The organism is Synechococcus sp. CCY9202 (assembly GCF_034931685.1).
Classification (GTDB): Bacteria; Cyanobacteriota; Cyanobacteriia; order PCC-6307; family Cyanobiaceae; genus CBW1002.
Window position 1 is genome coordinate 1 of sequence record NZ_JAYGID010000142.1, and the last position, 5,341, is coordinate 5,341.

Here is a 5,341-nt window from a genome sequence, read left to right on the forward strand (position 1 = left end):
GTGCTTTCACACACAGCCACACCCATAGCCACCAATCCCTCCCAGCACCTGCCCCAATCCTTCTTCGCCCGCCCCGCCGAGCAGGATGCCCCCGACCTCATCGGCTGCCTGCTGGTGAAACGCCAAGAGGGTGGCGAGCTGCTGTGGGGTGTGATTGTGAAAACAGAGGCGTATACACAGGATGAGCCCGCCTGCTAATGGCATCTCTGTGAAATTGTGAGCTCAGATGCTCTACACTTGCATGATTGCTTATAAGCGTCCATTTAGACCCCCCCCCGGCAAAGCTACAGCAGAGCAATCTCCTTGTATCTACATCAGGATCTAACTAGCATCCAGAATTTCATCGGGGTCATCGGGGAACCACTCACCGTGGGGGCCGTACTCCCATGCGAAAGGAATGTCTGCATTAGTGTTGAGAGGCTTACCTTTTCTTTTGCTGCTCACGCTGTCATCACGAAGAACAGAGTGATCATTCACAAGCGAATACTTCTTATAGGTTTTCTGCTGCATACTTAAGAGTTTGCTGAAAAACCCCGTCAAGGACCATTCAGCCCGGGAACGCCTGACTTCGAGCCCAGTGTTCACGGGCGCTGCGCCCAAAGGTAAGGCTTAAGGCATGACGGCCTCGGGACTTTTTCAGCAAACTCTTAAGGAGTGTCAAGACAGCTACCTGGCGATGAACTGCATTCAAGTGGGATACAAAAGTCTATTGCCTATTGCAGTACGAGTTGCTGGTTCCTGTTGCCAACAGATGTCATCAGACACCTTAAATGTGCAAAGCATCTGCCCGGACACTTGCCATGGTGCCACAGCACGCGGGAAGCCACGCTCAGCTGGTGTTATAATTCTTAACGATTAAGCAAAGTCTTGATCCTTAAAGAGTTAGCTATTTCTAAAGTCATTTTTTATTAATTGCCTGTAGTTTTAGAGTGTAGTCAAAGTTTTCATTGCCTAGGGAACCTCTGGATAACCCTGGACCCAGAGAATGGGAGCATTGCGGCGCAATGAGTCTCACCAGGGAGAACCACCCATCACATGAGGTTAATCAGAGGTTCCTTAATGCGGCTCCAGGCTCTCTTTGAGGGCTCGTTGTCCAGAGGTTCCTTAGAATATTTTGAGTGCTTAACTTTCTCTGAGGCGGTCATGCCAGACTATCTTAGTTTAATGCATGCCAGGCATTCACTGAGCCGATTACCTAGGGCAATAAAGTGGTAGACACTGATGATGGCATCTCCGCTGGGATGAGGACCGCAATCGTGCCCAGACAACTAGCCCAATGGGTTGACATGGTGAGGAATCCATGCTAAAATAGTAATCCCAATACTTATTAAACCTTTATGGAACCAATACTGATTAAGATCAACGATGTTATCAGGATTACCTCTCTCTCTCGTTCAACAGTCTACCGAATGATCGGTAATAGCGACTTTCCCAAGCAAGTTGTCATTGGAAATCGTCAGGCACGCTGGTCGCTAGCCGAGGTTAAGGAGTGGTGCCATGAGCAAATACACGCAAGTCAGGCGGCTTGAGTGAGGGTCTGAGACAAGTAAATGGGGCCTACGGAACAGCGAGCCCCTGCTTAATACACCATTTAGACCAATCACGCATAAACTCACGCCTCTTGTCAAGCAGTTCTGAGTTGTCATAGTGCCCACGAACGCCTTTCTTATGGGGAAGATGCCCCAATTGCCTATCGGGCACTTCCCATGAATAATCAAGATCATCCTGAGAAACAGTTTGCACAACATCCCGCCATCCCTGAGCAGTTAATTTGCCTCCAAGATCAAGCTGCTCTTTCAGGAAGTTATTCAATGCGGAGGGTGTAATGTGCAGATCTTTTCTTCCTCGTGGGCTGTGAAATAGATGCTGCTTGCTTCCGTTGACTTGCTTTAGGACATCTAGCAGTTCCATCACTGGATCAGCGATTGGAATCAAGTGATCAATGCCCTTCTGATCCGATGGGCGCTTGAGACCAGGAGTTGAACCAGGAATCTTAATCAGAGCATCCTTCTCATTGACCCAAGACCACTCAATCGCAACGAGAGCGCCAGGTCTTGTGCATAGCAACAAGTGCATCTTAAGGGCAGTCGCTACTAAATCAAATTTCCCCTCTCCATAAGCACTAAGCTCCCGAAGAAAGTTTGGCACCTGATCAACGGTCAGGGTTGGATTTCCCTTCGCTTGGTGTTGTGCGCGATCATCCGGGGAAATGGTGCAGGGATTCTGCCCGCGACGCATCCAACCTTGCTCTATCGCAAAGTCGCAAACCTGTCCAAGAGTGCGAATCACGCGATTCGCCATGTCATAGGACTTGCGGGCCTCAATGCCTTTTCTGATCTGTTGCACCAGTTGCCTCCCACCACTGCCATCACCGGAGTCCCACTCCAGATCCTTGATCAACCGGTCAGGTGATATGACCTTAAGCACATGATTATCCAAATGGCGCCGACACTCTTGCTGAGTGCTCGGCGCTTTCTTCTGCCTTGAAGGGGACGCCATCCAGGCATCGCATACTTGTCGGAGTGTGAGTGCATCTGATGTCTCCTTGGGACGGTTTAGGGACAACCATTGGTCATGGTGTGCATACAGTCCAACTTCCTTCCTCCACTCCTTAAACGCCAGGACCTTTTGACGCGCTTGACCCAGCGTTAGGAGCCTGCTGAAAAAGTCCCGAGGTCGCCATGACTTGAGTCTGACCTCTGGGCGCAGCGCCCGTGAACACTGGGCTCGGAGTCAGGCGTTCCCGGGCTGAATGGCCCTTGAAGGGGTTTTTCAGCAGTCTCTTAGACGCCCACCCCCTTTGCCATAGGTGCCCAAGGACAGTTCATTCTGCTTGGTTCTGCCGTTAGGCAGTTTCTGGACATACCTGTGAATGAACCGCCGACATGGCACATTGCCGACGACAGGTTCGTTAACAATCTGTAATCCCTGTCCGCAGGAAAGGACCTCCCTTTTCCCTCCTTTCGGGATGGGAGGAAGAGCGCGGATTTGCGCGTCTGTCAAAGGTTTGCGCACAAGGGATGGCCATCTCACAAAACAATCCTATCTCACAAAAAGAGTGCCTGCATCCCACAAAAGATCCCACAAAACGGAGCGGGCACACAGGGGGACATCAGGCGCCCACATGAGACGCCAGCAAGGGGTAAAACCCAGTCATGCGAACAGTCTTAGACAGTCTGACCCGTCTCAGGACTTATAGAAAACGGAGAGGGTGTCCGTCGATCTCGGTCTCACCTGGACGACCCTGGACACTTTTGGGGCATTAGGTCGGGATTTACCCCAACATTTACCCCATCTTCCGTTTTCATCCGTGAACACGATGGGATATGCAGATCAATTGCAGCGCAGTCACTTTGCCTCATCCCACCTTCAGCACACCACCACCTCCCGCCGAGCGACCCACCTTCAACACTCAGAACCTTCGGGGACAGACCCTCCTCTTTCAGATGCCTGGAGACGGGGTTTGTCACCACGGCACCTGCACTGACCCGCTACCAGCAGGGCATAGGCATTGATCCATCACGACGGGAACTAATGGGTCAGCGTCCTATCAACTGGATCCGAGGGGAGTGCGCCAGCATCAGCAGAGCAAGCGATGTCAGAGGTCACAAGGAGCGGCGTTATGGAGAACCTGAACAGCGGATACTTCCAGCTTGGCTTGGTTGCCCTTGCATTCGGGGGGCTCCAGGTCTGGTGGATCAGCAGCACCCTCCGCACGCGAGACCGGGCACGACCGATGAACGAGGTTGAGTTCCGCAAGGCACTGGAGCGAATCTGGTCCAAGAAGCCCTAAGTCCTTATGCGGCAAGCGGCATAACAAGCAATGTCAGGGATCTGAGGGCAAAATGGACAAAGGATCCCAGTCATCGTGAACGAATCAGCGACGATTCCCACCAATCAGAACGAAGGCGAGGACCTGGGTGATCTGCTGCTGGAGGTGCTCCCCCCTGATGGAAGCACCATCGGGAATCTGTCAGCACGAGGAGCGCTGAGTCGGGCAGCAGAGCGGCAGATCAGCGAAGAGGAGTACGAGGCAGTCAAAGACAAGGCATTCACCCTTGGCCTGGTGGTGAAGGGTCGTGGTCGTGGGGGGAGCATTGCCTTGGCAGAGGGTGTCCCTGGGGGCAGCCGCTACTCAGCACCCTCAGCGCCGACCACCCGCCGATCCACTGGTGGCAATGGCGTTGCCCAAGAACCCACCTTCCAGATCGGGCAGAAACTGACCCTCTCCCAACTGGAGTCGTTCCTTTGGAAGAGTGCCGACATCCTGCGGGGGAGCATGGATGCCTCGGAATTCAAGGACTACATCTTCGGGATGCTGTTCCTCAAGCGCCTGTCCGATGCCTTTGACGAGGCACGGGAGGGCGTTGTCCGGTACTACCTAGATCGCGGCAAGAGCCAGGAGCAGGCAGAGGAACTCGCTGATGACAAGGACGAGTATGACAGAACCTTCTATGTGCCTGAGAAAGGAAGGTGGCAGAACCTCAAGGACCTCAAGCACGACATCGGCGCCGAATTGAACAAAGCAACCGAAGCAATTGAGGAGCACAACCCGACACTGGAGGGAGTGCTGGTTTCCATTGACTTCAACATCAAGAACAAACTCAATGACGGCAAACTTCGGGATCTGCTCTCCCACTACTCCAAGTTCCGCCTGAGAAATGAGGACTTTGATCGTCCTGATCTGTTGGGCAGTGCCTATGAGTACCTGATCAAAATGTTCGCTGATTCTGCGGGCAAAAAAGGTGGTGAGTTCTATACGCCTGGTGAGGTGGTGCAGTTGCTGGTGGCACTCATCAAACCTCATGCAGGAATGAAGGTACTGGATCCAACCTGTGGTTCAGGGGGGATGTTGCTCCAATCAAGAAACTACCTGGCACGACACGGGGAGAACGAGCAGAACATTCAGTTGTTTGGTCAGGAGATGAACCTGAGCACCTGGGCGATCTGCAAACTCAACATGTTCCTGCATGGGTTCTTCAATGCGGACATTCGCAAGGGAGACACTCTTGGCGAACCTCAGCATGTAGAGAACGGCGAACTGATGCGGTTTGATCGGGTGATTGCCAATCCTCCATTCTCTCTGAAGAACTGGGGTCGTGAATCTGCTGAACACGATGGGTTTGGAAGGTATCGCTACGGCATTCCTCCCAAGGACGCTGGGGATCTGGCGTTTGTTCAGCACATGATCGCTTCACTCAATCAAGAAGGTGTGGCCGCGTCCCTTTGCGTGGTGTAAAACCCGGGGCCCGAATGCCCTGATCAGAGGGTGAACAGGGTGGAATGACGGGCTGTCATTCCGGAGGTGCAGATGCGCCTCTTGCAGCCACGATGAATCGAG

The 5,341-nt window shown here is 52.9% G+C and carries 3 protein-coding genes and 1 pseudogene; 3 read left to right on the plus strand and 1 reads right to left on the minus strand.

Translation table 11 applies throughout. The annotated features are described in order from the left end of the window. Positions 1 to 195 (plus strand): annotated as a pseudogene (locus VB777_RS17245) (DNA-3-methyladenine glycosylase); the annotation flags it as partial. Between the two features lie 1,142 nt (positions 196 to 1,337). Next, the gene (locus VB777_RS17540) at positions 1,338 to 1,529 is read left to right on the plus strand and encodes a helix-turn-helix transcriptional regulator (RefSeq protein ID WP_416238389.1); all 192 of its coding nucleotides are present in this window, start codon (positions 1,338 to 1,340) and stop codon (positions 1,527 to 1,529) included. Between the two features lie 28 nt (positions 1,530 to 1,557). Here VB777_RS17540 and VB777_RS17250 read toward each other — a convergent pair whose 3' ends face one another. After that, positions 1,558 to 2,565 carry a tyrosine-type recombinase/integrase gene (locus VB777_RS17250; RefSeq protein ID WP_416238390.1) on the minus strand — a complete coding sequence of 336 codons (1,008 nt, stop codon included), beginning with the start codon at positions 2,563 to 2,565 and terminating at the stop codon, positions 1,558 to 1,560. A gap of 1,303 nt (positions 2,566 to 3,868) precedes the next feature. Here VB777_RS17250 and VB777_RS17255 point away from each other — a divergent pair. Continuing rightward, positions 3,869 to 5,239 carry a class I SAM-dependent DNA methyltransferase gene (locus tag VB777_RS17255; protein ID WP_323250514.1) on the plus strand — a complete coding sequence of 457 codons (1,371 nt, stop codon included), beginning with the start codon at positions 3,869 to 3,871 and terminating at the stop codon, positions 5,237 to 5,239. The last annotated feature ends 102 nt before the right edge of the window (positions 5,240 to 5,341 follow it).